Source organism: Cupriavidus necator N-1 (assembly GCF_000219215.1).
In the GTDB taxonomy this organism is placed as follows: domain Bacteria; phylum Pseudomonadota; class Gammaproteobacteria; order Burkholderiales; family Burkholderiaceae; genus Cupriavidus; species Cupriavidus necator.
In genome coordinates, this window is the sequence record NC_015724.1 from 402574 (window position 1) to 424140 (window position 21567).

At 61.6% G+C, this 21567-nt stretch carries 19 protein-coding genes and 1 pseudogene; 16 read left to right on the forward strand and 4 right to left on the reverse strand.

The features are described from left to right. Positions 1-6: 6 nt before the first annotated feature. From CNE_RS38500 to CNE_RS38510, 3 genes are all read right to left on the reverse strand, one after another. Positions 7-1122, reverse strand: coding sequence for a TrbI/VirB10 family protein (locus tag CNE_RS38500; RefSeq protein WP_238553253.1), 1116 nt, complete (start codon positions 1120-1122; stop codon positions 7-9). 152 nt (positions 1123-1274) lie between these two features. After that, positions 1275-2168 (reverse strand): TrbG/VirB9 family P-type conjugative transfer protein, encoded by an 894-nt coding sequence (locus tag CNE_RS38505; protein WP_013954469.1) that lies wholly within the window; start codon positions 2166-2168, stop codon positions 1275-1277. 16 nt (positions 2169-2184) lie between these two features. Beyond that, entirely contained in the window at positions 2185-2892 is a 708-nt protein-coding gene (locus CNE_RS38510) for a type IV secretion system protein (RefSeq protein ID WP_013954470.1), read from the reverse strand. Between the two features lie 383 nt (positions 2893-3275). Here CNE_RS38510 and CNE_RS38515 point away from each other — a divergent pair, with 383 nt between their 5' ends. The 16 genes and pseudogenes from CNE_RS38515 to CNE_RS38590 all read left to right on the forward strand — a co-directional run. After that, positions 3276-4325, forward strand: a complete 1050-nt coding sequence (locus CNE_RS38515) for a CpaF family protein (protein WP_041229419.1) — start codon at positions 3276-3278, stop codon at positions 4323-4325. A gap of 46 nt (positions 4326-4371) precedes the next feature. Next, positions 4372-4695: a TrbC/VirB2 family protein gene (locus tag CNE_RS38520; protein WP_041229420.1), complete on the forward strand. Its 324-nt coding sequence runs from the start codon at positions 4372-4374 to the stop codon at positions 4693-4695. A 2-nt stretch (positions 4696-4697) separates the two neighbouring features. Beyond that, positions 4698-5027 (forward strand): protein TrbD, encoded by a 330-nt coding sequence (locus CNE_RS38525; RefSeq protein ID WP_013954473.1) that lies wholly within the window; start codon positions 4698-4700, stop codon positions 5025-5027. Then, positions 5021-7465, forward strand: a complete 2445-nt coding sequence (locus tag CNE_RS38530; RefSeq protein ID WP_013954474.1) for a VirB4 family type IV secretion system protein — start codon at positions 5021-5023, stop codon at positions 7463-7465. The genes CNE_RS38525 and CNE_RS38530 overlap by 7 nt, the downstream gene beginning before the upstream one ends. Positions 7466-7507: 42 nt before the next feature. Continuing rightward, a complete protein-coding gene (locus tag CNE_RS38535; RefSeq protein WP_013954475.1) occupies positions 7508-8272 on the forward strand; it encodes a conjugal transfer protein TrbJ in 765 nt (254 codons plus the stop codon). Position 8273: 1 nt separating this feature from the next. Continuing rightward, positions 8274-9275, forward strand: coding sequence for a type IV secretion system protein (locus tag CNE_RS38540; RefSeq protein ID WP_013954476.1), 1002 nt, complete (start codon positions 8274-8276; stop codon positions 9273-9275). A gap of 11 nt (positions 9276-9286) precedes the next feature. Beyond that, positions 9287-10552, forward strand: a complete 1266-nt coding sequence (locus tag CNE_RS38545; RefSeq protein ID WP_013954477.1) for a TraI domain-containing protein — start codon at positions 9287-9289, stop codon at positions 10550-10552. Between the two features lie 4 nt (positions 10553-10556). Continuing rightward, on the forward strand, positions 10557-12413 hold the full coding sequence (gene traD / locus CNE_RS38550; protein ID WP_041229421.1) for a conjugative transfer system coupling protein TraD: 1857 nt from the start codon (positions 10557-10559) through the stop codon (positions 12411-12413). Between the two features lie 8 nt (positions 12414-12421). Next, on the forward strand, positions 12422-12928 hold the full coding sequence (locus CNE_RS38555; protein WP_013954479.1) for a hypothetical protein: 507 nt from the start codon (positions 12422-12424) through the stop codon (positions 12926-12928). After that, the gene (locus CNE_RS38560) at positions 12900-13145 is read left to right on the forward strand and encodes a hypothetical protein (protein ID WP_238553254.1); all 246 of its coding nucleotides are present in this window, start codon (positions 12900-12902) and stop codon (positions 13143-13145) included. The genes CNE_RS38555 and CNE_RS38560 overlap by 29 nt, the downstream gene beginning before the upstream one ends. Before the next feature lies 1 nt (position 13146). Further along, complete coding sequence (locus CNE_RS38565; protein ID WP_013954481.1) at positions 13147-13764, forward strand: DUF4400 domain-containing protein; 618 nt, start codon at positions 13147-13149, stop codon at positions 13762-13764. Between the two features lie 78 nt (positions 13765-13842). After that, on the forward strand, positions 13843-14727 hold the full coding sequence (locus CNE_RS38570) for a hypothetical protein (RefSeq protein ID WP_013954482.1): 885 nt from the start codon (positions 13843-13845) through the stop codon (positions 14725-14727). Between the two features lie 125 nt (positions 14728-14852). Next, positions 14853-14981 (forward strand): hypothetical protein, encoded by a 129-nt coding sequence (locus CNE_RS42830; RefSeq protein WP_269148763.1) that lies wholly within the window; start codon positions 14853-14855, stop codon positions 14979-14981. Then, complete coding sequence (locus tag CNE_RS38580; protein WP_041229423.1) at positions 14971-16692, forward strand: ATP-dependent helicase; 1722 nt, start codon at positions 14971-14973, stop codon at positions 16690-16692. Before CNE_RS42830 ends, CNE_RS38580 begins: the two co-directional genes overlap by 11 nt. Before the next feature lie 433 nt (positions 16693-17125). Next, positions 17126-18310 (forward strand): helix-turn-helix domain-containing protein, encoded by a 1185-nt coding sequence (locus CNE_RS38585; RefSeq protein ID WP_238553270.1) that lies wholly within the window; start codon positions 17126-17128, stop codon positions 18308-18310. Next, positions 18265-18826 (forward strand): annotated as a pseudogene (locus tag CNE_RS38590) (transposase); the annotation flags it as partial. The gene CNE_RS38585 and the pseudogene CNE_RS38590, both read left to right, overlap by 46 nt. 169 nt (positions 18827-18995) lie before the next feature. Here CNE_RS38590 and CNE_RS38595 read toward each other — a convergent pair. After that, entirely contained in the window at positions 18996-20363 is a 1368-nt protein-coding gene (locus CNE_RS38595) for a replication initiation protein (protein ID WP_013954485.1), read from the reverse strand. Positions 20364-21567 lie beyond the last annotated feature (1204 nt).

Consider the following 21567-nt stretch of genomic DNA (forward strand, 5'->3'; position numbering starts at 1 on the left):
CTAGGCTTAATCACGATATGGCTCCAGCACGATATCGTGCTTGACCTGCACCAGTAGCTTCTGGCCGGGCTTGGTGGTGATCGTTGGACGAATGTTCTGATTGCGATTCAGAATCGTCTGCGCGGTCTGCGCAGCGACTTGCCCTGCCGTATTGCCAAAGGTGGTCAGGCCGTTGGGACCAACCGTCGTCGCCGTAGCGGAATCGTTAAAGTGCTGCTCCAACACGCCGATAATCAGCGCGCCGGCAAAGATCTTGAAGAAATGGTTGTTGACGTCACCGCTGATACCCGCGTAGCCATTGGGGTCGGCGCCGCCCATGCCCAACAGCGGTACCCACTTGCCGTTGGGCAACTGCATGCGCACGAAGGCGGCGAGGATGCGCTCCTGTCCAATGGCAATGTCGCTGCTGTACGTGCCAACCAGCGTGGCGCCGGCCGGGATCGCCTTGCACGTGCCATTCACCGTGTCGTACACGTCGTTGGTAACGGTCGCGCGGAACTCGCCCGGCTTGTCTGAGTTGAGGCCGCCGACGAACGTGGCGGGAATCACGAAGCCCTGGCTCACCGTACACGGCGCGAGCTTGCCTGCGAATCCCGTACGGGTAAAGCTCGTGGCCGCCGCGCCGCGCAGGAATTGCCCGTCGCTCGACGTAGGCGCGGTGTTGCCGCCCTCGGGCCCACCCATGCCGGGCATACCACCGGCTCCGCCGACTCCACCCGTTCCATTCATGCCTCCGACTGCGGCCAGCTGCTGGGCGCGCATCTGCGCCGGATCGACCACGCCGGAGAGATCCGGCTGGCGCTTGACGTCTCGCCGCATGGCCTTGCCGTCCGACTTGAAGATCGGCGAGGTCATGACGGTATCCAGGTCGTTCGCCTGTTTCAGCTCGGCGGCGGCCGGCCCGGCTGTCGCGGGCTGCACGAAATCCTTCGCGGTCATCACCGGCGCCTTGGCCGGCTCCGGCCTGGTCGCCTCGGCCGCCTGCTGCGCCGCCTGTTTGCGCGCCTCATCCTGCTGCTGGCGAATGAGCTGATCAAGGCCGCCGTTGTCGGGGGTGCTGGTGCGCTCCTGCAGCTTCTTGGCCTTCTTGTCCTCGGCCTGCTTGGCCAGGTCCGACTCCATGCTGCTCTGGTAGAAATACCCGAGCGTGCCCACCAGCACCGCCGCCACCACGCCAAGCGTAGTGACGATATTGCGCGGTACCTTGCCGCTGGTCAGACGCTCTTTGGCGTCGGAAACGTCAGTCACGGGCTGCTTCACGATGTGCGCCTCGCTCAGAACAGACCGAGAATGCGGCGCTTGCCACGCAGCACCTTGACTTCGGTATCGCCCGACCGCAGCGCAATCTCGTCGGCCAACCGCTGCATCACGAGAAACTCTCCGCGGCGGATGAAGTTCGCCACCACGTAGTCGCTGCCGTCCTTGTACAGCGCCACCGGCCAGTCCGCGCCGCGGGGGATGCGCATCCAGATGGCGGTGCCGTCATCGAACACCGTCTCCGGCTTGAACGCGGCGCCACCTTCCACGCGGTAGTCAAAGTTCAGCTTGTCCGGCGAGACTGCGACGGCATCCGGCGCCGAATTGGGCGGCTCGCGCTCGGCCGCGCCTGCGCCATGCTCCGCCCGCGCCTTAGCCTTCGCGCCGAACGCCCCTTGCACACGGAAGCGCACCTTCTGATAGAAGATCCCGCCTAGCGGCGACGACACCAGCGTGAACTCGTAGCTGCGCTTGTTGGTATTGACCGACAGCGTGTTGACCAGGCCCGGGCCGCTCGGCTTCACATACAGATGGTTCGCACCATCCGTCTCGAAGCTCCAGCGGATGTTCTCGCCCCACGCTGGATCACCCACAATCTGTTCGTCGGGCGCAAACTCGATGGTGGTCACCTTCAGTGGCGCCGTCAGTACGCGGAAGATCTGATCGGGGCTGTAGGGGAACACCACCAGGCGCGAATCGCCGGGCAAGGCCACTGGCTCGACCCCGCCGTTGAACGGGTTCATCGGATTCATGGCGTCAGCCATGTCGCCGATCCCGAGCCCGGGCAGCGGCGGCGGCGGCGCCTTGCGCGAAGGCTTGTCGGCCGAGAAGCCGGGGCCCGCCGACAGCATCAGGCACATAGCCGCAGTCAGGCCAACGACGGAAAAGCGGGAACGCAGGGATTGGGACATGGATTAGGTGGCCGACTCAGGCGGCAGACTTCTGGATGCTGAAGAACACGGGGTAGATGCCAAACGGGTTGCCAGTCAGCGCCGCGTCGCTCTTCGGGGGATCGATCTGATAGCGGAAGGTCATGGCGTAGCGCTGCTTGCGCGGCTTCGCCCCTTCTTCGCGGGTGGAGGTGACAAACTCCACCGCAACCGTGTTGTCCGGCAGCAAGGCGATGTTGGTGACCTGCACCTCGCGCACCAGCGACGGGCTTTGCGCGATGGCACGGAACGGCGCGTCTTCGGACAGCCAGTCTTCGAACTGCTTGCGCGCGGCGCCAACCATCTGCTTCTTCACGCCATTGATGTTCTGGAAGATGCGGGAATTCTCGATCTCCGGCGTAAGCACCGGCTCGATCGTGAACATGCGTGTGACTACGTCGCGGAAGGCGACCTGGATCTCCAACGCTTTGGGCTGGTAGGCGTCCAACTCACGCGCCACCGGCTTGCCGTTCGCATCCGCCGAGACGCCCACCACGCGCACTACTGGTTCCGGCGGCTGGCGCGTGATCACGGCGGCCACGGCCACAAGCGCGGCGACGAGCGTCGCCAGCTTCCAGTGATTGCGCTCGACCACCACCCGAGCGGTGCGGTCAAACAGGAATTGCGTGACGTCCTCGCCGGCGTACATGCCAGGCGCGGGAGACAGGACCTTCTTCGATTCGTTGCGGCGGGAGAACAGTGGCATGAGGCACCTGTTTGGATGCCGCCTATTGAACCAGCGAATCGATACTCAATGAGTCACGAAAGGTATGCGATTTTCGACAGCTTTCAATATTTCTTAAATCAGGATTTAGGTGGCTCAGAGAGGCGATAACTGTTTGCCCATATCCCTTCTCCTGAACACGCCTCTCTGTGTCCTCACCACCTACCCCGGGCACATGAGTCCACCCTATTTGCGATAAGAGAGCGAAATCGCACGCGTTATCGCTAGTAGGGTGGACTCATGTGCTCGCCCCCCTTTCTGTGTCAGGCGGCTTCCAAGATGCCCTCCAAGGCTCCGCTGAAAGCTCACGAAAATCGCATATCTTTCGGCCGCACACGCAGACGCTGAACGAGAACAATAGCGGCATGTCCGCACCTGCCGCACACCCCACCCTGCAATTCGACCAGCTCGAAGCGAGCGCGGTCGCGATGTTCTTCGAGGCGCTCGGTCCCATCAAGGCCTACGTCGAGGCTTCTGACATAGCGGAGGTGATGATCAACCATGCCGACAGCGTCTGGATCGAACGCCATGGCGAACTGCGCCGGCTTGATATCCGGCTCGATCCGGCCATGATCGAAGGCGCTGTGCGGGCGCTTGCCGCCTCGGTACAGAAGTCCGCAGTGCGCGGCACAGACCAGGGCATCATCAACGCCGGCTACCAGGGCATGCGGATCGCCGCCGTGATGCAGCCCACCGCCATCGACGGCAACGCGCTCAGCATCCGCCGACACCGCGAGCAGAACCTCTCCCTTTCCGACTACGTCGAGATGGGCGCGTTCTCTGCCCGAGTGGCCCGCAACACCGCCGACGACAAACCGATCTTTGACGGCCCGGTGGAGGATGAAGCGCTAAAGGCAGCGCTCACCCAACTGGTCGTGCAGCGCAAGAACATCCTCGTCGCCGGGGGCACGTCCTCGGGCAAGACCACCCTCCTAAACGCGCTGGTGGCCGAGATCCCCCACAGCGAGCGCGTGCTGTCCATCGAAGACACGATGGAACTGAAGATGACGGTGCCCAACAAGGTCCGCCTGTTGTCCAACGCTGACACCCGCGTGACCACGCAACAACTGGTCGCCCTCTCCCTGCGCTTTCGCCCCGACCGGATTCTCGTTGGCGAAGTGCGTGGCGGCGAGGCGTACGACCTGCTGCAGGCGCTTAACACCGGCCACGATGGCGGCATGGCGTCGCTACACGCCAACAACGCCCGCTCCGCCCTGTCGCGGCTCGAAAGTCTTGCGATGCTCGGCATCCCCGCCGGCTCCCGTTGGGAGCTGGATGACATGCGCAAGCTCATCGCCGAATGCTTCCACTACGTGCTGCACCTGCGTCGTACCTGCGAGATGCGGCACGTGTCGGAAGTCCTGGAGATTCAGGGCTTCAAAAACAACGACTACGTTGTCAACCGCGTTTTCTAACTGGGGAGTTCGCCACACCATGCTTCGATCCAACCCGCAACCGGGGATGCAGTCCAACACTACCGTAACCCGTTCCCAACACACAGCCCTGGTAATGGGCGCGGCACTGATGCTGTGCGCGCAGAGCGCCATGGCAGCCGACCTCGGGATCTTCAGCGGCCTGACCAATATGATCTGCTCGATCCAGGCACTGGTGAGCGGCCCCATCATTTTCGTGATCGGCGTGGTGGTCATCATTCTGGGCGCAATTGGTATCGCCAACTCCGAGTCGACCATCGTGAAGGTCGTCATGACGGCCATCGTCGGCATCGGGCTCGCGGCTGCCGCCATTCCGATCGCCAAAAACCTTGGCCTGACTCAGTACTGCTGATCATGCGCCAGCACGCCGTCAGCCGCTCGCTTTCTCTGCCGCGCATGCTCGGCGGCGCTGTGCGCGGGCTCGCCATCGCCAACGGAACCATCACCGCCCTGCTGTGCTATGCCACCTACACGGGCGGCTTCTGGACGGTGGCCGGGTTCTTCCTGCTTGGCCTGTGTGTCCACTTGTTCCTGCGCTGGCTCACCACCAGCGACCCATGGTGGAACCTCGTGCTGAACGTCTACAACCACTACGGCGACGTCTACGAGTCGGCCCCGTGGCACGGCAAATTCAGCCCCCGCTTTCGCCGTCCCTACGGCTTTGATAGCGATCTGCCATGCTGAAACGCCGCCCCATGCAGGAAATTGCACCGTGGATGACGCTGGTTACCCCCGACCTGGTGCTAAACAAGGATGGCTCGCTGCTGGCGACCTTTGACTTCGATGGCATCGACGCGGACAGCCCCAACACGCTGGACGTGTCGGCCGCCCGCGACCAGCTCGATCAGGCCTGCCGCAGCTTCGACAGCCGTGTGACCGCATGGTGGCGGCTACGCCACCGGCGCACCCGCGACTACATCGGCGGCACCTTCCCCGCCACGTCCGACGCCCGGCTCGATGCGCTCAATCGGGAGCACATGACCAGCGGCAAGTACTTCCGCAACTCGCATTCGCTCGCGCTTGCCTACACGCCGGAGAACGGCATCGACAAGGTGTTCGAGCGCATGGCCTATCACATGACGGTCGGTGGCAAGAACTTCGCCATCGCCGCCTTCGAAACCGCCAAGGACGTGCTGCTGGCCCGCAATGCCTTCGCCTTCGACTTGCAGCGCACCGAGGCCGACGCCAAGCGCTTCGAGTCGATGCTGGACGCCTTCACGGGTGGTGTCACCAAGCTCGGCCTTACTCGCCTGTCGATGCAGGACAGCCTGGCGGCGCTGCACCAAACGGTCAATCCGACCGTGCCGCCACGCCGCGTCCGCTTTCCCGTCACGCTGCTGGATACGCATCTCACCGAGTCGGAAGTGATCAGCGGCGCCGACAAGCTGTTCTTCGAATCAGCCCACGGCAAACGCTTCGCCGCCGTGGTGGCCGTCAAGGAATGGATGGGTTTTCAGGAAGCCGCGCTCGACGTGCTCACGCAGATCGACGCGGAACTGGACATCTGCATCCTCTATCGGTTCCTCGACACTCACAAGGCCACCCACTACATCGAGAAGATCCGCCGTTTCTACAAGATGGCGAGCTTCAACCTCTGGTCGATCGCCAAGCAGATGGCGGCCAAGGAGGAGACGCAGAACGACGAAGGCCGCGAGCAACTGGCAGCCGAAGCAGGCGACGCGCTGCGCCGCCTGACCGCCGAGGGGCAGCAGCACGGCTTCGTCAATATTTCGGTGATCGTCTACGGCGACACCGAGGCCGAATGCGAGGATGCCGTGAGCGAGGTGGTGGGTGCCATCACCAATGCGGGTTTCGGCCCGATCCGGGAGAAGGCCAACCTGCTGCCGGCCTGGAACAGCACCCTGCCCGGCCGTTGGGACAAGCAGCGCCGCCTCCAGTTCGTCGAGACGCCGGCGGTGTCCGACATTGCCCCGCTGCGCTCGGTGCGCCCCGGGCCGACCCGCAACAACTGGCTTACCGACCTGTCGGGCGTCGAGACGCCGCCGCTCACATACCTGCCGACCCGCCACCGCACCGCGCAGCGCCTGGACATGCACCAGCCGGGCGGCAATGGCCACCTGCTGGTGCTCGGCCCCATCGGGGCCGGCAAGTCGGTCATGCTCAACTTCCTTGTCACGCAGGCGGGCCGCCAGAGGGCGCGTCGCATCCGCTTCGACAAGGACCGCTCGACCCGAATCCCTACGCTGCTCGCCGGTGGCAAGTTTGTCGATGTGACCGGGCGCTTCCAGGCGGCCACGCAGACCAATCCGCTGTCCTTGCTCACGGATGCCGCCAACTTCGCGTACGTCACGGACTGGTTGGTGCTAGCGATCGAGGACGATGACTTCCGTTGCACGCCGCAGCAGCGCACCGACCTCTTTCAGGCCGTGCAGATCCTCGCGCGCTTTCCGCGCGAGCGCTGGACGCTGTCCAACCTCTGCACGCAACTGCACGCCACGTTGCGTGAGCGCCTGCAAATTTGGGTGAAGGGCGGGCAATACGGCCACTTCTTCGACCACGTCGAGGATGCCTTCGAGGTAAGCGACGACCTGTCGATCGAGATGGGCGACCTGTTCACCAATTTCCCGCGCGCTGCGGCCCTCTTCATGGACTATGCGTTCTACCGCATCAGCCAGTCGATGGGAACCCGCTACACGATCATCGAGGTGGAGGAAGCTGGCTTTTTCTTTACCAACCCGCGCTTCTACGCCCGACTGGAGACGTGGATCGTGACGATCCGAAAGCTCAACGGCGCGATCTGGATGGCGACGCAGTCGCTCCAGCAGGTGGCGCGCGTGGCGGACTTCGAGATCCTCAAGGACAACATCGCCAACATCATCTACCTGCCAAACAGCCAAGCCATTACGAGCAAGGAGCTGTACCGCGATGTGTTCGGCCTCACGCTCGACCAGGTGAAGATGATTACCGAGGCGGTACCCAACCGCGACTACTACTGGACCACCAAAACCCAGAGCCGAATGCTGCAGACGGCGTTCAGCAAGGAAATGGTCGCGATGCTGCGCTCCGACGGCTATGCGCAGGAAGTGCTCGACCGCCACCACGCCTCCGGGCTACCGGACTGGCAAGACCGCTACGTGCGCGAAGTGCTGACGCGCGGCTAATGCATGTCACGAATTCACCACCTCACACTCAGGAATCTTCCCATGAACAAAGTGCTTGCAGGCGTGCTGGCTTCGGCAGCTTTGACCGCCTCATCGCTGGCCCATGCCAGCGGCTGGCCGGTATTCGACGCGGCCAACTTCATCAAGAACACAATGACCGCCGCCCAGGCGCTCAAGACCGAGATCTACGAGAACACGAACATCGTCTACCAGAACAAGATGATGCTCAATCAGCTCCAGCAAGCGGTGGGGCTGGATTCCGTCGCCATGGCCACGCAAGCGATGGGCATCCAGGAGGACTTCCAAAAGCACCAGCGCTACGGACAAGCGATGCAGGAGCTGTACGGTAGCCTCGCCAATAACGCCGACTTTCTCTCAAACGTACAGGGTCTGGTGGCGTCATCGGGCAAGACACCCGACCAGTGGTTCCGCGACCAGCGTACCTTGCTCGAAACCGGCGACAAGACTGCCAAGCGGCTATTCGGGTTAGGCCAGGACGTGACCAAGAACAACGAAAAGCTCGCTCAACGCCGCCGCGATCTGCAGCAGGATTTGAACATGAACCAAACCGCGCAGGCCACCGCCCAGCTCACCAACCAGATGCTGGACGTGATGGCCGGACAGAACGCCGACCTCTTGCAACTGATCGGTGCGAAGACCCAGGCGGACGCGGTGAAAGACCAGAAGGTGAACGCGGATACCGCCGAGAAGACTGCAGCGGCTGAGCAGCTCGCTCGACAGCAGGCAGACGAGCTTCAGAAGCTGCGCCAACAGGTCTTCAGCCGCGGCACCTTGTCGGGGAAGTGAGATGGGATACTCCGCGCCGCTGCGACTTCTGCTCTGCGCCATTCTTGTCGCACTTTCCCTGGTTTCTGGGCCAGCGACGGCACAGCCGAGCGGCGAGACTTCGAACATCGCTTCAAGCCTAACGCCGGCTGCCGGTTCAACGGGAGAGGCTCTTTCTTCGACGATCAGGGAGTTGCTTGCACTGCGTGATGGGCTTCTCGACGGCGGGATCGCCATTAGCCGAACCACGGCTCCTGAAGCCGGTAAGTTCGCGTGGGCCCTCACCGTTCTCACCTTGGTGATCGCCGGCTTTCGATTCACAGCGCATCGCAATCCCGTTGGAGCGTGGGTGGAGTTCATTGAATCGCTCACCGTTCTTGGCATCTTCGCCGCGATGTACCTCAGCTTCGATAGCTTCGGCACTGGAATCTTCAAGTGGTTCGATCAGCTTGCGCGCAGCATGAGTGCAGGGAACTACGACACCGGCTCGTTGCTTGCGTACACCGCCGGCAAGTTCCTTGATTCCTTCTTCAAGGCGTTTCGGGTAGCCGCCTGGTATGACAAGCTCGACGTAATCTTCTCCTGCCTCGGGCTGCTCATCGCCTTTGCCCTGACCGCCGCCGCGTCCATCGTTTACACCTACTTCGTGATGATCGGTCAGCTCCAGGCCGCTGTTGGGCTTGCGATCGGCCTGATCGCTGTCTCCCTTGGATTCTCGGAGTACACGCGAAAATACTTCTGGGCGTGGTTCGACTTCATGGTCACCGCCTCCATGTATGTGGTTACCGCTGCGATCATCGCGAATCTGGTCGCGGCCTCAACAGGCGAAACCATCCAGAAGGTCGCCGACATTGGTACCAGCACGGCTGCCGCGGGATGGAAAGCGGCCTCACTGTCCGTCCTGGTGCTGTTGATCTCGTTTGAGATTCCAAAGCTTGCTGGCTCGCTCTTCGGTACCGGTGGCGGCGTCTCTGGCGGCGCAGCAATGGGACTGGCAAAGGGTGCGTGGAAGCTCGGAAAGTGAGGGAAGTGAAGATGAATCAGCACCTTCCGCAAGATGCGTCCACTCTGCTGGCGTCCCACGAGCAGCGCATTGCTCTGATTCGCCAGTATGCCAACGAGGCCAACCCTGCTGACTTTGATGCGAAATGGCTAGTCGTGTTGCGCGCCTGTGCAAGCTGGTTCTCCACCATGCCGCTACAGCCGGACCAGCACTCTGAGCCGGGTGGCGCGTTCCGCGCAACAGTCGAAGTGGCCTATTTTGCAATGCGCCTCTCTGGCGGCCAGAAATTCGCCGCAGACCAGCCGTCGGAGCGCCGCCGGCGCTTGGAGCCCCAGTATCTGTATGCGCTGTTTCTGGCCGCGTGCTGTTCGTGGCTCGACGAACCCTGCCGGCATTTCCACATCGTGCGGGAGGATACGGGCGAGCAGTGGCTGCCGGCCGCGCACGGCGCCTTTCATACCTGGCTCGCGGGTAATGCCTACCGCGTGATCCGGCTGGAGGCGCCGCTGCCAGTGGAGCGCATGCGCAGCGCCCTGCTGGCGCGCTCGATCCTTGGCGCCGAATCGCTGTCGTGGCTGGACGGCCCGGTGTTGTCGGAGCTGTTCGGCGCGATCAATCCTGCCCCAATGCCCACCGGCTTCGAAGCACAACTGCACAAGATCGTGCGTCAGGCGGTTGCCGCGGCCCGCGACTACGAACAGAAGGCGCGGCGCGCGGTGTTCGCCCCGGATACCACCGTGCCGCCCTCGGCCGAACAGCTTGCTGCGGCGGCGACCCCAGGTGTACCGGCGGTCAGCGACACGCGCAGCCCGGCCGGGCGGGTGCCTGAGCCGGTCGCACCGACACCCAGCGCGGCCGCAGCTGCAGCGGCGCTTTTCCAGGCCCCCGTCGCCCCGGCCGAACCTGTTGTGGCCACGGCTCTCGCCCCTCATGCGGAGACTGCGACGCCACTGGCGCCGCCTACCCCCGCACCCGCGGCCATCGATGCCGCCGCCATTGGCCGGGCACGCCGGGACGCGCCGGATCCATTCATGGCGCTGCTGGGCGGCTCGCGCATGATGAGCGAGTTCTTCCGCGCGCTCGCCCAGGACGTAACCGCCGGCAAGATCAAGGTGGTGTGGGCCGAGAAGGGGCTCGTGCTGCCCAAGAAGATGCTTGGCAACTATGGCATCGCCAGCGACACGCTGATCGAGAACCTGCGCAAGCTCTCGCTCCTGTACGCCATGCAGGGCACTGACCTGATCCTGGCGGAGCGTATTGGCACGCTGATCCTGCCCCGCCCGAACACCCTGGCCTGAACCTATGGTCAAGTACATCAATCACCTTCGCCCAATGTTCGAGGCCCGCGCCGCCGCCGGCTGGGCGCTGGCCCTGATGCTGATCGCCACCTCAGGGATGCCGCACGCCGGCTACTTCGCCGCTCTCTGCGTTGGCATGCTTCTGCTACGTGGCACACAGGTATGGCGGGCGCTGGCCTTTCGCATGGCGATCTCGACCAAGTGGCTCGCCAAGATCCGCATCGACCGGTTGCTCACCGCGAGCGCCACGCTGCGCGAAAGCGACGATGCCATGTACCTCGGCACCGGCTTCGAATGGACGCAGAAGCACTGCCAAATCGCGCACGACATTCTGCGGATGCCGGCCTCCGAGATCCCCGGCCTGCCGCGCTGGCTGCCGACGAAGATTGCACGGGCCGTCGAAGCGCGGTTTGCGCCTCCCGAGAGCATTCGCGACCACACCCCACAAGGCCAGTCGTGGATCCACGGCATGGAGCCGAAGAAGGCACCGGTGCCCTTGCACTACAAGGCGCTGGGCGGCCATACGGCCGTGGGCGGTACCACCGGCGCGGGCAAAACCCGTACCTACGAGATCATCGCGACGCAGGTGATTCACAACGCCGAAGACGTGCTGATCATCATTGACCCCAAGAATGATCGCGACCTCAAAGATCGGGTCAAGCAGGAATGCGAGCGTACGGGGCGCAAATTCCTGTACTGGAAGCAAGCCGCGCCCTCCGAGTCGATCCGCCTGAACCCGCTGGAGAACTGGTCGCAGCCTTCGGAAATTCCGAGCCGCATCGCCCAACTGATGGAAGAAGGGCCATTCCGCGACTTCGCCTTCCTCTTCATTGACCGGGCGGTCAAGGGCGAACTGTATGTCGGCGACAAGCCCAACCTGCGCTCGATCCTGAACTATGCGCAGTCCGGCATCAACAGCCTGCTGGAGCGCTGCCTCAAGCGTTTCTTCCCCGAATCCGGCATGGCGGACTGGGAGGACGAAGTCAACGGCTTCATGCAGAAGCTCGGCCAGAAGAGCGGCGCGACGCTCCTCGACGGCATGGTGCAGCTCTACCTGCAGCGCTTCGCCAACGTCGGGCGCGGTCACGAATCGATCGACGGCCTTGTCTCGACGTTCACGCATGACCGCGATCACTACATGCGGATCATCGCCTCTGCACTGCCGCTATTGCAGATGCTGGCCACCGGCGAGACCGGCCTGATGCTCGCGCCCAAGGCCGATGACTTCGAGGATGACCGCGAGATCTGGGACATCGACAAGATCATCAAGCAGAAGGCCGTGCTGTGCGTCGGGCTCGATTCCATGTCCAACAGCATCGTCGCCAAGGCCATCGCCTCGATGATCCTGTCCGATATCGCATCGGTCGCCGGCACGATCTACAACTTCTATGACAAGCCGCCCGGTGTCGTCCTCATCATCGACGAGGTGGCCGAGGCCATCAACGAGCAGGTGATCCAGATCCTAAATAAGGGGCGCGGGGCGGGCTTCAAGGCCTTTGTTGCCTTCCAAAGCCGTTCCGATTTAGAGGCCAAACTCGGTAACGCAGCAAAAATGCTGCAGGTTTTGGCGAACCTCAACAACCAGATCATCTTACGATTGGAAGACACCGACACGGCGCAGTGGTTCTCCGACAAGGTGGGCGAAACCGGCATCACCAACATCGTCCAGTCGAGCACCACCAGCACCGGCAGTGAGGCCCACGTGGGCGAATTCAGCGGGTCGGTGTCCCGTTCCCGGCAGCTGGAGAAAGTGCCCCTGATCCCGGTGCGCCTGATTACCCAGCTCCCCAATTTGCAATATTTCCTGCGGGTTTCCGGTGGCGCTGTCTACCAGGGCCGCATCCCCATCATCGAAGGATAAGTTCGCACATGACCAGTCTGTTTCGCCAGATCGTCAAAGAGCACAAGCTCTCGGCCAAACTGTCGCCCGTCTTCATCTGCTTCCCGGAGCTGGATGACGTCTGCACCCGCCTCGTGGACTTCATCGGCCTGAACTTCATCGTGCGCGACGACCCGCTGGTGAAGGAGATGCTGATGGACGCCCTCGCTGGCTTCAAGGCCGAGCGCAAGGACGGCTACGGCAATGTCGCCTTCATGCGAGGCCTCTTTGGCCGCGCGCACGAGCTGTACGCCAAGCGCTACGCCGCCTTCAAGGGCGAGAAGTACAACGTCTGGGCGCCCTTTCTGGAACCGATCCCGCTGTTTGAAGGCCGGCAGGCGCCGGGGTATGTGTGCCGCATGGTTGACGAGCCCTGCCCCGAGCCCATCACGCCGCGCAGCGCGGCCTTCCAGCTCGCCGCCCGCGTCCTCAAGGGACCGACCTTCCGCCGCTATTTCGAGGAATACGATGTCTGTGGCCAACTCGCTCATTGCTAAGCTTTCCGGCCTCGCCCCCGCGGAGGTCGCTGCCATGCGGGCATGGGTGCGCGCGAACGATGCGGAGGCTTCGGTACCGGGCCAGTTCGCCCAAGGCCGACACGCGTTCGCCATGGCGATGGTGAAGCTCGAGCAGTCCCGTCCCGCCCAATTCTGGGGCGGGCTGCTCGCCTTCGTCGCGATTCCGTTCCTGGCCCTGCACGCCCTGGTGCGCTGACATGAGCAACAGTCGTTTCGTATCGCACCTGCGTCTGTGGCTGATTGTCACGCCTGTCCTGTTGGCGACGCTCGCTCCCATGCTGCCTGACGACGGGCATTTCGAAGTCGACGGCGCCGAACAGGCCTCTGTCGAGTCCCTGTTCGGGGAGGCTCGGGCCGAAGACATTGCCAGCCGTGCCAATGCGCGCTTCGGCGCCTGGTTCGCTGACTCGGGTGCAATCCGCCGCTCCTATTCTGGCTCAGCCAACCAAAGCTTGATCAGCGACGGCGGCGCGGCCGGGGTTGCCGCAAGCTGGATGCGGCATTTCTGGATGGAGATGTACCGCAGCATCTACCGCGCCACGGTCGCCGGCAACTGGGCATGGGGTGCGCTCTTCTTTGCTGTTGCCATGCTCAACGACGGCGCCGTGCAGCGGCGCATCCGCGCGGCCGCCGCAGGGGTCGCAAGTCCCGTTGGCTTTCACCTCGCAGCGCACGGCCTGCTCATTGCGCTCGGCGTGAGCGCGTCGGCTCTGCTATTGCCATTCTCGCTGCCCGCCTCCGTCTGGACGGTCGCCACCGCTTGCGTGGGCGTGCTGGCCTGGCGTCTGGCTGCCTCGTTCCATGTGAATCGGTAGCCGTCCTCGCATTCACCACTACCTACAGTATTCAACGCGGATCGCCCACCTATGGGGGTCCATTCAGGAGAAAACCGCATGACCACCAATACCGACACCGCCGTTGTCACCCAGGACGATGCACTGCTCGCGGCCACCATGGATGCCTTGGCTCCGAACACCGCAATCGAGGAACCGGCCGACGCCGCGCCGGGCACCAACCCTGGCGTCACCGACGGCGCCGACGACGGCTCGATCGAGCGTGAACTGGCGGACATGGAAACGGCCGCCGATTCGCTGCGCAAGGAAGGCCTGATTTCGGCCGACGAGGCGGAAGAAAAGAAGGCGGAGGTCGCCAACACCCGCAAGCGCTTCCGCGAGCTGAAGCCAGAGGATCGCGCCGTGATCATCCGCCGCCGTCGCGAGATCGGCGCGCAGATTCTCACCCGCCAACTGGCAGGCGCCGCAGTCGTGCCAGTCGCCATCAAGCTCAACCACACCCGCCTGCGCCCGCTGTTCGAGCAATGGTGGCCGTTCATGAACCGCATGAGCATCAACCTGCAGCGCTTCGGCGGTGCCACCTTCGGCAAGGGCGAGCTATCCACCGTCGAAACCTACTTCGAGCGCGAACTGACCCGCATGGAGGACTACGTCGATGAGCAGCTGCGCGTGGCGGAAGCATATCGTGACCAACGCGAATCGGAGATGCGGGCCAGGAACGACATCGTGTTTGAGCCGACAGTCACACTCCCCTCTCTGAACCTGACGGTCGAGGCCTACTCGCGCTTCTCCATGCGCGTGCTGGGCGTCCTGGCCAAGTTCGATCGCACCATGGATCAGTTCGACTTCATGGTCTGGAATGGCATCCGCGATCAGAGCGATATCAACGACGAGGTCGCGAGCTTCCTGCGCAAGTTCCACCCGCTCGGCCTGCGCAGCTATATGACTCACCTCAAGCTCATGACCACCGTTCGAGCCGTCTGAACTGGTTGGCCGGTCAGCTTCTGGCCGGCCACTCCCCTGCAACATCAACCGATTGACGGGATATGAACATAAGAGGCGCTTGGGTCGAGTTTCAGACCGATCTGGACTCGTACGGTGAAGGCCGTGTGATCGCACATAACGAGCGCACCGGCGACCTGGTCATCCGTGACGACGATGGCATCCACTGGCGAGGCGCCGAAGACCACATCGAACTCATCGTTCAACCTTCAGAGCTGGACACGCATGCTGGCTGAGCTGAATCCCGCGCAACGAGAGGTCGTGGAGCTTCGGCGACATTGCGTCGCCGTGGCCTGCCCCGGTGCAGGTAAGACTAAGACCATTGCCACCAAGGCTGCAATGCTTCTGGCGGAGCCCAAAGCTACCGTGGGCGCCGTGACGTTCAGCAAAGACGCAGCGCTCGAGCTTCGAGAGCGCATCCTCGCGCTTGCCGGACCGGCGACGAAGAAGCGGCTGCTTGCCGGTACATTCCACTCTCTCGCCTATAAGCAGCTTGGACGGCGCGACGGTGGCGCGCCAGACATAGCAACCGAGGGCGATCGTACCGGCCTGCTCATCCAGGTCCTCTCCGACGTCGGGTTGGACTGGAAGGTGGAGGACGGCATTGCAGCAATCGAAGCGATCAAGACCAACTTCGGCCAGGTACAAAGCGGCAGCGCGGAAGAACTCCTTTACCGCGGTTACCAGGATTCACTGGATCGAAATGGCAAGATTGATTTCCAGGACATGCTGCGACTCGCGGTGGAAGGCATGCAGAACGGCACCATCGAGCCCTATCCGTTCACGTACCTACTGGTCGACGAGTTTCAGGACACCGACCCCCTGCAGTACCAGTGGATTGCGTTGCATGCTCGGGCTGGCTCGATCGTGACCGTCGTTGGCGACGACGACCAGAGCATCTATGGCTTCCGCTCGGCATTGGGCTTCCGGGGAATGGAGTCGTTCATTCGCCAGTTCGATGCGCAGCCGGTGGTGCTCGGCAACAACTACCGCTGCCACGCAGAAATCCTTGGCGCGGCCGACAGGATCATCCGGAACAACCGCGACAGGATTCCGAAGGAGCTGGTTGCGCACAAGGGCCCCGGTGGGCAGGTTCGGTTCCAGCGCTTCCCTGACGAGTATGCCGAGGCAGTGGCCGCCATGGAGCACCTGGCGGTGGCGCTAAGGAATGGCCAGTCGGCGGCAATCCTTGCCCGTACCAACCGCATCCTTGACCCGGTCGAGGCCGTATGCCGTTCGCATGGCGTCAAATATTATCGGGCGTCCGGCAAGTCGATCCTGAGCCGGCCGGAGGCTGCCCTGATGTGCAATCTTCTGGAGCTGGTCCAGAAGACGAAAAGTACCGGCGTTGATGCACTGCTGTCCTTTGTCGGGATTGGAACCCAGGAACTCCGGCTCCTGCACAGCAAGGGCCGCGCGAGTACAGAACAACGCCAGAGAAAGGAGCTTCTGGAACTGGGCCTCTCGGAAGCGTCCACCGATCGCTATCGGGAACTCATGAAGCGGCTTGCGGAGTGGCGATCGCTCTGCGACAGGCAGTTCTACTCCCTGGTGCTCGAGGGGGCGCGTGAGTGGATGATGCAGCATACCGACGCGGATCCTGCCCGTCGTGCCATTACCACGACCTACGACGTGCTATCCCGACTCAACGGTCCATTCTCCGACCGGCTGGAGTTCCTGCGCCGCGACAACAATGAGCCGGCGCCGGACGCGCTGATCCTTACAACCATGCACAGCTCCAAGGGGCTGGAGTGGGATCGGGTGTGGATCATTCGGGCTGAGGAGACCGTTGTGCCCGATGAAAAAAGCACCGAATCGGAAGAGCGGCGGCTGTTCTACGTGGCGGTTACCAGAGCGCGGGAGGATCTGCGTCTATCGATGGCGAAGAAGAATCCGACCTCTCGATTTGTGTTGGAGGCAGGTATTGATGTGGCAATCGCTACATGATGCGCCAAGAGAGATGGCACTTTGACCCGGTGGTCGCTGCCTGCAAACGGGAACACGCGCAAGAAGGGATGACGTCCGACTTGTGCGCAAGAAATCCCGGGAGAGAACTGCCAATGACCGCGCATCCGCTAATCGACAATCCTCTACCTGTCCGCCGCGGCATAAGTGCGACGTGGCCACGCGGATTTCCAAGGAGGAGTGGATGAGTCTGTAGGCGTCTCCATAGGCGAAAAAAACCTGGAGTTGCAGCTCCAGGTTTTTCATCGGCATAGCCAAAAGAGGTCACGAGCTTCGAAACCCCTTTGACTCGATCTACAAGACGGATCGAGTGTACGAAGCTCGCGCCTTCGCTGTCAATGCTTCCTTTCCAAGTTTGCGCTGATCGAAGATGAAATTTAGCTTCGACGGGCTTCCTATTGCCCGAAGAACAACAATGTGCGGCGGTACGTCGCATGCTCCTAACCCTGTCGCTGCCGACGGCCGGCAACCCAAGGCAGCCAGGCTCGATGCCGGCCGGCTGCCTGAGCGGATTCTTAGGGCAATCGCGCTGGTCTACGAGTCCGATGGACTTCGGACTTTGCACATCACGAATCGTCAGGTACTGGCCACGCTCGTCCGCTTCGCTTTGAACCAGAAGGATCCCTCCGCGCTCGCCTTCATAAAGAAGGCAACGATTGCGCAACACCTCGGGATCAGTGAGGCTACTGTCTATCGAGCGCTTGGTGCGCTTGAAAATGCCGGGCTTATTGAGCGGGAACGGCAGCGGCGCACCAGGGCGCAGCTCGAGGTCGTTGGGCGGATCGGGTTCTCCGCAAAGTTGCTCCGATGCATTGGGATCGCCAGTCCGCAGTTTCAATCCACTGTCCACGTTCCGGCGCGTTCCGATGAATCACGGACCTCTGCTTGTCTCGCATCGGTGAGTGGCGTAAACAAGACCATGCAGTCTTCTACGAAGAAACATCCCGGGTCGGGATCCTCTTTGCGGATTGACGGTCGCGCGGTGCCGATGGACCTTGCTCCCCTGGTACGCGACCAATCGCTAAAGATGTCCGCGCTGTTCCTACTAATGAGGCTCGCGCGAACGGCGGGCCACCGATTGTCAGACGTCGTCTCGGCGGCTGGCAATGCGCTCGGGCCGCTCCGGGGGCGAGAACTGTTCGCGTACCTCAAGTCGCTCCTCGAAAGGCCTGTTGACTATGGACATGTAGTCCGGACGCGGAAGCTCCGTGAAGACGATGAGCGCGCAGCCGAGGCTCGGGCCACGCAAGAGCGGCAGCAGATTGCCGAACTCGTAGAGAGGTACCGAGGCAAACGGGTCTCAGCACCCGACGGGTCGACCTATGAGGTCGATTCAGCGTCCATCGTGATCACCGACGCGAACGGCCACCGAAGCTCTCTAGCGCATGACCGGGCGCGCGCCTGGCTTATCGAGTTGGACAAAGTAGCGGGCGGACTGGCCCCTGCCGTAGCCCAGCCGGCGCAAGCGAGGCAGCGGTCGTCGGTAGTGGCACACGCAGCCATTGAGGATATTCGCAGGTTGATGCGAGCCAGACAGGCGCCTCAGTACGTTTCGCGGAGACCAGTGCGGCCGGACGCCGGCGTTTGCCGATCCGCCTGATGGTCGCACTGCTGTACCTCAAGCATGCGTACAACGAGAGCGATGAGTCGGTGTGCGAGCGGTGGGCGCAGGACGTCTATTACCAGTTCTTCAGCGGCGGCCAGGAATACTTTGAGCCGCGCCTGCCGTGTGACCCGACGAATCTGGTGCGCTTCCGGGAAGCGCGGGGCGAGGCCGGCATCGAGGAGTTGCTGGCGACGACCATTGCCGCTGCGGTCCAGATGGGCGCGGTCAAGCCTGCCGAGTTCGAGCGCGTGATCGTCGACACGACAGTGATGGAGAAAGCCATCGCCTACCGGACCGACAGCCGGCTGCTGGTGTGGCGTGTGTCAAACTGGTCCGCTTGGCCAAGCGTGCGGGCCTGAACCTCAAGCAAACCTTCGAGCGCGAGGGCAAGAAGCTGCGCCGCTACGCTGGCGGCTATGCGCACCCGAAACAGTTCAAACGTCTGCGCAGGGTGCTCAAAGGTCAGCGCACCATTCCGGGTCGGTCCTGCGCGACATCGAGCGCAGGTTGCCTGGGATAGAGTAGCGATCGGCGTCTCCTTCCCCCTTCAGCAGTACCGCAACCTCAATCGCGACCGTCGTCGGGCATTACACATATGGCAATCGAACAACTGCGGAGTTTGTGCGCGCGAGGTTGGGTTCTCGGCGTATTCGGCTGCCGTGAGGGGGCCTGCTCGTGCTCAGATCAGACTTGCTGAGGCCGCTGCGCCTACTCGCTTTGCGGCCTTCGCTGCCTTGTGCATGCGACTGGCCACGAAGCCTCCAAATGTGCTTCGAACATTAGGGTCATTGATATGCTCGTGCACGTTTAGGGACCCAACTTTAAGTCTTCGCGCGAGAAGCTTGGCCGCCTGAGACTGACAAAATTCCGCGATCATGTCCGATTGCTGCTCAGCGGAGAGCTTGTTGTAGGCTTCCCAACCCAAATCAGCTTCTCGTTGGTCGCGCTCGGCGCCAGCTGCCTTCACGCGGGCCTCGCGCTCAGCCATCTCCTGGTCAGCAGCCTTACGAGTTGACTCTGCAATGGCCGACTGATGATGGATCTGCTTGTCGAGTTCACCAAGCAAGTAGCCCTCGCGAAGGGCCTTCATGAAATAGCCACCTGCTCGCACCTTCACCTTGCCAACTTTCACGTTGTGTCGGGTGTACTCCATCGCCTGGTGGATTCGCTCGTCGTTGTACAGGTCGCGGTTCGTAATAATTTCGTTGAACTCGGACTGGTTGAGTGCGAACTCTTTGCGCAGCGTCTCGTAGACATTGCGAAGCACGATGAACGCGGTCTTTTGCTCGTTGGGCTGCTCGATAGCGTTCAATCGGAATCGAACTTGGCCGATTTTCTTTGAACCGGGCACGTTGAGCGTAAGCATCTCAATGTGGAGTCCGGTCACTTCGCGAATTTCCGAGATGGCTACCTCAAGGACTTTACTTCGGAAGTGCTTGAAGAGGTCGTAGGTTTTCTTCTCGCACTCTAGCCACGCTCGCAGGGCCTGAACTTCGAACCAAGGCGTAATGCCCTCAACCATGAATTGTTGTAGTCGATCGTACAGGACCTTAGAGTGCACCGACTTGAATACGTAGCGCAGGCTCAGAAAGTGGGAAGATTTTGGGTTCTTGATAGCGCGCTGTAGCCGTTCGGGAAGCTCAAAGATGAACTCCCCTTTTTCGATGAATGCTGAGCCCATTAGAGGCACTGCACCCCATCGATCTTTGGAAGGGTCTTCGACGTCGATCTCGTTAAGCTCGATAGCTGCTTTTTGGGCTTCGCGAACGAGTTTGCCGAGGTGGCGTCGGTTGTTGCTCGTTGTGGCTAGCAGCCACTTGAACAATCCGACATCAACTCGGTATTCGCGCCGGACTTCTTGGTCTTCAGCTACAAGGAAGTATGCAACATCGATGAGGCGACGGCCTGCCAGACTTAGGTCGATGATTTTGACGAAGGCGTTGCTGCGGCGGAAGCCCAAATCTTTTGGCGCTTCCGTTACGCTCCGGCCTCGAGGGCCGAAGTCCTCGAACAATGCCAAGGCTAATTGTTGCGATGCGCTGTCCATACCACTTCCCTCCTTCGGGCAGGAGGTTGCAGGGGAAAGGTCGAAATGTCAAAACATTCCTTGTGACTTTGCCTTCCCGTCGTCTAGTTGCCATAGGGGCAGCGCTATCGTGTACCTAGTGCGGGCCGAGTTTGGTCAGAAGGAGGGATGTTTCCGGGCACTGGTTCGGGACAATTCAGGTGACCTTACGTGGAATCCGAAGTTTGGTCTGCAGGGGTCGACCGTGCCCGGCTCCAAGAGCTTTCCATAGCGATGGGTGTAGGTTAGTTTGTTGTTTTTATAAACAGAACATCACTTACAAGAAGCGCGGCCCTCTCTATGAAATCAATGACTTAGGTTGGAAAGGTCACTTTTTTGATTCCAAAGGTCGCCGATTTTGTTGGGCAAGGTTACTAGATGTGGTCGCAAGGTCACCGGATTTGGCCAGGTCTCCCAGGTCGATGGATTCTCGATTCTGGCAAGGTCACCAGAATTGTCCGCAAGGTCACAAAAATTGTTCGAAACCGTGCCAAAGCCAAGCCACACAAGGAGTTGGGAGCTGTTTGGCCGACCCATAGTCACAGAATTTGTATTTCTGCGGTCAAGGGCTTAGTTCCGCAATTGATTGAGCAAGGTCACCAAAATTGTTCGCAATTGGGCCGCATGAGGTCGACGAGACCGTTGGAACGACTCATTCGCGGGCAAGAAGGTCACCAGAATTGTCTGTCTGGTTACAGGGGAAACAGCTAAGGTCACGAGATTTGTACGTCAGGGCCTCTAGCTGCCAGGCAAGGTCACCAGAATTGTACGAGTTTCCCACTGCGGAGCTTGTAGCGCCCTTGGTCGCTTGTCTCCATCCGCTGTTTTAAGGTAGAGCAACGACTGGATGAGCGTGGTGGCCTTTGCCGCACGGCGATCTGGACAATTTTGGTGACTTTGCTGCGGTTAGGGTTGCGAGTAGAAGTGCCCTGCTGGGGGCGCTACGCCAATCTGCAGAATCACAGAATGGCGAATTCGTACAATTGGTGGTGACCTTGCCTATTACTCACGAATTAGCCATCCATGAGGCGCCGCTCAGAATCTCCACGTGCCTGTCTTTATTGAGGAGGGAATAACTGTTTCGGGCGGCTACCATCACTAAGCCCTATCTTTGCCCGTCGCGGATTACGCTCTGGGTCAGACCCGACCTCATCATATACGGCGAACCACGCACATAGGGCCCTAC

Excerpts from the sequence above, each read along its gene's own strand:
- CNE_RS38500 (WP_238553253.1), bottom strand. The coding sequence starts at position 1,122 with ATGGAGTCGGACCTGGCCAAGCAGGCCGAGGACAAGAAGGCCAAGAAG.
- CNE_RS38505 (WP_013954469.1), bottom strand. The coding sequence starts at position 2,168 with ATGTCCCAATCCCTGCGTTCCCGCTTTTCCGTCGTTGGCCTGACTGCG.
- CNE_RS38510 (WP_013954470.1), bottom strand. The coding sequence starts at position 2,892 with ATGCCACTGTTCTCCCGCCGCAACGAATCGAAGAAGGTCCTGTCTCCC.
- CNE_RS38515 (WP_041229419.1), top strand. The coding sequence starts at position 3,276 with ATGTCCGCACCTGCCGCACACCCCACCCTGCAATTCGACCAGCTCGAA.
- CNE_RS38520 (WP_041229420.1), top strand. The coding sequence starts at position 4,372 with ATGCAGTCCAACACTACCGTAACCCGTTCCCAACACACAGCCCTGGTA.
- CNE_RS38525 (WP_013954473.1), top strand. The coding sequence starts at position 4,698 with ATGCGCCAGCACGCCGTCAGCCGCTCGCTTTCTCTGCCGCGCATGCTC.
- CNE_RS38530 (WP_013954474.1), top strand. The coding sequence starts at position 5,021 with ATGCTGAAACGCCGCCCCATGCAGGAAATTGCACCGTGGATGACGCTG.
- CNE_RS38535 (WP_013954475.1), top strand. The coding sequence starts at position 7,508 with ATGAACAAAGTGCTTGCAGGCGTGCTGGCTTCGGCAGCTTTGACCGCC.
- CNE_RS38540 (WP_013954476.1), top strand. The coding sequence starts at position 8,274 with ATGGGATACTCCGCGCCGCTGCGACTTCTGCTCTGCGCCATTCTTGTC.
- CNE_RS38545 (WP_013954477.1), top strand. The coding sequence starts at position 9,287 with ATGAATCAGCACCTTCCGCAAGATGCGTCCACTCTGCTGGCGTCCCAC.
- traD (WP_041229421.1), top strand. The coding sequence starts at position 10,557 with ATGGTCAAGTACATCAATCACCTTCGCCCAATGTTCGAGGCCCGCGCC.
- CNE_RS38555 (WP_013954479.1), top strand. The coding sequence starts at position 12,422 with ATGACCAGTCTGTTTCGCCAGATCGTCAAAGAGCACAAGCTCTCGGCC.
- CNE_RS38560 (WP_238553254.1), top strand. The coding sequence starts at position 12,900 with ATGTCTGTGGCCAACTCGCTCATTGCTAAGCTTTCCGGCCTCGCCCCC.
- CNE_RS38565 (WP_013954481.1), top strand. The coding sequence starts at position 13,147 with ATGAGCAACAGTCGTTTCGTATCGCACCTGCGTCTGTGGCTGATTGTC.
- CNE_RS38570 (WP_013954482.1), top strand. The coding sequence starts at position 13,843 with ATGACCACCAATACCGACACCGCCGTTGTCACCCAGGACGATGCACTG.
- CNE_RS38580 (WP_041229423.1), top strand. The coding sequence starts at position 14,971 with ATGCTGGCTGAGCTGAATCCCGCGCAACGAGAGGTCGTGGAGCTTCGG.
- CNE_RS38585 (WP_238553270.1), top strand. The coding sequence starts at position 17,126 with ATGTGCGGCGGTACGTCGCATGCTCCTAACCCTGTCGCTGCCGACGGC.
- CNE_RS38595 (WP_013954485.1), bottom strand. The coding sequence starts at position 20,363 with ATGGACAGCGCATCGCAACAATTAGCCTTGGCATTGTTCGAGGACTTC.